Below are 3,926 nucleotides of genomic sequence, written 5' to 3'. Positions count from 1 at the left end.
GGTCAGCGCCCGCTCGGCCTGGCGCAGCGCCTCCGTCCTGGCCGCGAACTCCTCCTCGGTGGCGCGGAGCTGGTCCTTGACCGCCTTCTCGCGCGCCTCGAGCGCGAAGATCGCGGCGTTCTTCTCGCCGAGCTCGATCTTCATGCGATTGATCGCATCGGTCTTCTTGCCGAGTTCGGCGAGCTGGCTCGTGGTGCGGTTCTTGAGCTGCTCGACGTTCATCTCCAGCCGCCGCGCCGACATGGCGAATTCGGCGCGAAGCTGATCCTTGTCGGCCTGGATCTCGGCCATCGACAGCGGGGTTGCCGCCTCCATCCGGCGCGTCGTCAGCCGCACCGCGCGGTTGTGCACCAGCGGCACGATCATCAGCCCGCACAGCATCGAGAGCAGAAAACCGATCGCCAGATACATGATCGGCTCGATCATGGCGCACTACTCCCCGGAAGCTTCGGCGCATGTCTCCGTACCGATACGGAGAAATCGGCATTTACGGAAAAGTCATGCGCAAATTAAGTGGAAATTCACCATGCCACGGCGGCAGGGCAGAACACCAGCCCGTTGCGGCATTAACGTTGATCGCCAACCGGAAGTCGCACGAAGCCGCGCGTCGATCAGAACGGGTTCCAGGTCGCGTTCGGCGTATATTTGAGATAGCCGATGTTGGCGCCGAGCCTGAGCCCGATGCCGGAGCGGATCGGCACCAGCACGATGTTGTTGGCGGTGAGCGCGGTCATGCCGAAGCCGCCGACGATATAGGCCGAGCCGTCGATGCCGACGAAACGCTGGTAGATCGCGGCGGTGGCCGGCAGGTTGTAGACCAGCGTCATCGTTCGTGCGCCGTCGCCGCCCCAGTCGAAGCCGACCGAGGGTCCCTGCCAATAGACCCGCAGGTCGCCGGCGTTCTTGGTATAGAGCGTGCCCTCGCCATAGCGCAGCCCGGCGACGAAGGCGCCCGAACCTTCCTCGCCCAGCACGTAGCCGTTCGGCAGGCCCCATTGGCTGACCGCGCGCTCGATGACCGAGGCGAGCCCGCGCGACACGTTGCCGAAGAAGCGGTGGCCTGCGGAAACCAGTTCGTCCGGCGCGTAGTAGTCCGGTCCCGGATCCCGCCGCGGCGGCGGCAGGTTCGGCGGCGGCTGGTAGCCCGGCTGGACGTAAGGCGGGGCCGGCGGTGGTGGCGGCGGATAGGGCGGCGCTTGCTGAACCGGGGGTGGATAGGGCGGCACCTGCTGCGCCGTGGCGGGCGCCATCCAGCATGTCAGCGCCGCGAGCGCCGTCGCGGCAATGCTGAAAGCGATTTTCATGAAGAACCCCTGGATATCTTAATACTGGCCGCCGCCTTAACCTGACGCCAACGAGCAGGGCTCTAGCTTCCGCGTCCAGTGTCCCCGATTCGATCTTATCCGCACCAACTATGACCGTACAACGGCAAGAACGTCGCCGACGTCATGGAATCGCCGTGATCGTGCTAGTGGCGCTGCTTGCCACAGTCGGACTTGGCCGGACTGCGCAGGCCGCGACCACGGAGCGGATCGTCGTCAATCGCTTCAGCGGCCTTGCCATCGATGGCTACGATCCGATCGGCTATTTCATCGATCGCGTTCCGGTCAAGGGATTGCCGGAATTCGAGGCTTGGCAGGGCGGCGCGGTCTGGCGCTTCCACAATGAGGGCAACCGGGCCGACTTCCTCGCCCATCCGGAGGTCTACGGTCCCCAATTCGGCGGATATGACCCGGTCGACGTCGCGCGCGGGGTCACCGTCGCCGGCAATCCCTTGCTCTGGGTGATCGCCGGCGAGCGGCTCTATCTGTTCGATCTCGAAGCTCACCGGGATGCCTTTGCGGCCGAGCCGGAGCGCTTTCTGCCCGAGGCGAACGAGCGCTGGCCGGCCCTTCTGGACACGCTGGCTCAGTAGGCCGGCATCACCGCCGCCGGATCGCCCCAGGCGATGAAGCTCGGCACGATGTAGCGGCCATGCTCCGCATCACGCATCTGGCCGAAGCGGAGCGGCGCGCCGCCGGCGCTGGTGACGAGCCCGCCGGCGGCCGTCACCACCGCCGCACCGGCCGCGATGTCCCATTCCGAGGTCGGCGCCAGCCGCGGATAGATGTCGGCCTTGCCCTCGGCCAGGAGGCCGAATTTGAGCGCCGAGCCGAGCTTCTCCCGGATCGCGCCGGGGCGTCGGTCGATGAAGGCCTCGGTCCGGGCATCGCCATGCGAGCGGCTGACGGCGGCGACCCAGGGTTCGCCATGGGCTGGGGCCGGGCGGCGGGTATGGATCGGTGCGCGGGCGCCCGACTCGAGTGTCAGCCGCTCGGCACCACGGCCGGCCAGTCCGCGCCACAGGCACCCGAGCGCGGGCGCAGCGACGATGCCGAGCAGCGGCATCCCATTCGTCACCAGCGCCAGGTTGACGGTGAACTCGGCACGGCCGGCGACGAACTCCTTGGTGCCGTCGAGGGGATCGATCAGAAAGAAGCTGCCGCGGCCGGCCGGCGTGAACTGGTCGGCGCGCTCCTCCGACAACGCCGGGATGTCGGGGATGAGCCGCGCCAAACCGTCGCCGATGATCCGGTCGGCGGCGAGATCGGCCTCCGTGACCGGCGAGCCGTCGATCTTGCCCTCGATCTTCATCGCGCCGCGGTTGACGCCGAGGATGGCGGCGCCGGCCCGCACCACCAATTCCGTCAGCGGAGCGATCAGCGCGACCAGGTCATCGCTGCCGAGCGAGCGCGGTTCATGCATGAGCCGATCCCGCGATCAAGTCGCCTCTCCTCGCCGCATGCCATGAGGAAGTCTCATTACCGGGGCTCCTTGCTCTTGTTCGCGAATCGCCGCCAATGGTGGCGGTTCGAGCCAGCGCGGTGTATCAAGCCCGAGGGCTTGCGTGATTCGCGTCGTTCGCCGCGCAAGATACGTCGCGTGTTTCCAGGAATATTCCATGTCTGGCCCCCCGTCATCAGGTTCCATTCCCGACAAGCTCGAGCTCGCGGCGCTGTTGTGCTCGCGGGTCTGCCACGATCTGATCAGCCCGGTCGGTGCCATCGTCAACGGGCTGGAGGTCCTGGACGACAATCCGAAGCCGGAAGATCGCGACTTCGCCCTCGATCTGATCCGCAAGAGCGCGAAGACCGCATCAGCCCGGTTGCAGTTCTGCCGGCTGGCGTTCGGAGCCGCGGGATCGGCGGGGGCGCAGATCGACCTCGGTGACGCGCAGTCGACGGCGCGGGGCCATCTCGAGGACGGCAAGCTCACGATCGCCTGGAATTTGCCGCGCCTGTTGTTGCCGAAGAACAGGGTCAAGCTGCTGCTGAACATGCTGATCATCGCGCAGCAGACGATCCCGCGCGGCGGCACGCTGACGGTCGATCCGATCGGCGAGGGCGAGACGATGGGCTTCCGGCTCACCTCGAACGGATTGAATGCCCGGGTGCCGCAGGCCATCGCCAGCCTCCTGGACGAGGGCCACGCGCCCGATGCGCATGCCGTGCAGCCCTATTATACGCGGCTGCTCGCGGAGGCCTCGGGCCTGAGGATCTCGCTCGTGGCCGAAGGCCAGGCCGTGGTGATGACCGCTTCGTAAACGTCCCGCTAACGAACAAGGTTAAGCAAAGGTTTAGGACAGCCGCCAGGTCTCCATTCGGCCGCCTTATCTCTTTGTTGAGGCCATTCGTTTGCCGTTACTCAACCAATATTAAACGGTTTGCATAGAAGCTGGCCGCACCCAAAAGGCGCGACGCGTTCGCGCGCCGCTGTGTGCGAAGGCCGGTTTCATGGATGACTTGTTGCGGGAGTTTCTGACGGAGACCAGCGAAAGCCTGGACACCGTCGACAATCAGTTGGTGCGGTTCGAGCAGGAGCCGAACAACGCCAAGATTCTGGATAACATCTTCCGCCTGGTCCACACCATCAAGGGCACCTGCGGC

At 66.0% G+C, this 3,926-nt stretch carries 5 protein-coding genes and 1 pseudogene; 3 read left to right on the top strand and 3 right to left on the bottom strand.

The genetic code is table 11. The features are described 5' to 3' along the window. Both JOY90_RS33135 and JOY90_RS33130 read right to left on the bottom strand, forming a co-directional pair. Window positions 1-426, bottom strand: a pseudogene (locus JOY90_RS33135) (hypothetical protein); the annotation flags it as partial. A gap of 185 nt (window positions 427-611) precedes the next feature. Beyond that, the gene (locus tag JOY90_RS33130) at window positions 612-1,250 is read right to left on the bottom strand and encodes a DUF1134 domain-containing protein (RefSeq protein ID WP_291695306.1); all 639 of its coding nucleotides are present in this window, start codon (window positions 1,248-1,250) and stop codon (window positions 612-614) included. A gap of 164 nt (window positions 1,251-1,414) precedes the next feature. Between JOY90_RS33130 and JOY90_RS33125 the strand changes: the two genes are divergently transcribed. After that, window positions 1,415-1,915, top strand: coding sequence for a YHS domain-containing (seleno)protein (locus JOY90_RS33125; RefSeq protein WP_291695305.1), 501 nt, complete (start codon window positions 1,415-1,417; stop codon window positions 1,913-1,915). On the opposite strand, the gene JOY90_RS33120 is transcribed toward JOY90_RS33125, so the two are convergent. Then, window positions 1,909-2,745 carry a 3'(2'),5'-bisphosphate nucleotidase CysQ gene (locus JOY90_RS33120; RefSeq protein ID WP_291695304.1) on the bottom strand — a complete coding sequence of 279 codons (837 nt, stop codon included), beginning with the start codon at window positions 2,743-2,745 and terminating at the stop codon, window positions 1,909-1,911. The genes JOY90_RS33125 and JOY90_RS33120 overlap by 7 nt on opposite strands. A 196-nt stretch (window positions 2,746-2,941) precedes the next feature. On the opposite strand from JOY90_RS33120, the gene chpT reads away from it, so the two are divergent. Then, entirely contained in the window at window positions 2,942-3,583 is a 642-nt protein-coding gene (gene chpT / locus JOY90_RS33115; protein ID WP_291695303.1) for a histidine phosphotransferase ChpT, read from the top strand. A 190-nt stretch (window positions 3,584-3,773) separates the two neighbouring features. Continuing rightward, a partial coding sequence (locus JOY90_RS33110) for an Hpt domain-containing protein (protein WP_291689469.1) occupies window positions 3,774-3,926 on the top strand: 153 nt, incomplete at its 3' end.

Source organism: Bradyrhizobium sp., assembly GCF_019242285.1.
GTDB lineage: Bacteria > Pseudomonadota > Alphaproteobacteria > Rhizobiales > Xanthobacteraceae > Bradyrhizobium.
Note: the sequence above shows the minus strand (reverse complement) of the source record. Positions and strands in the feature narration are given on the sequence as shown.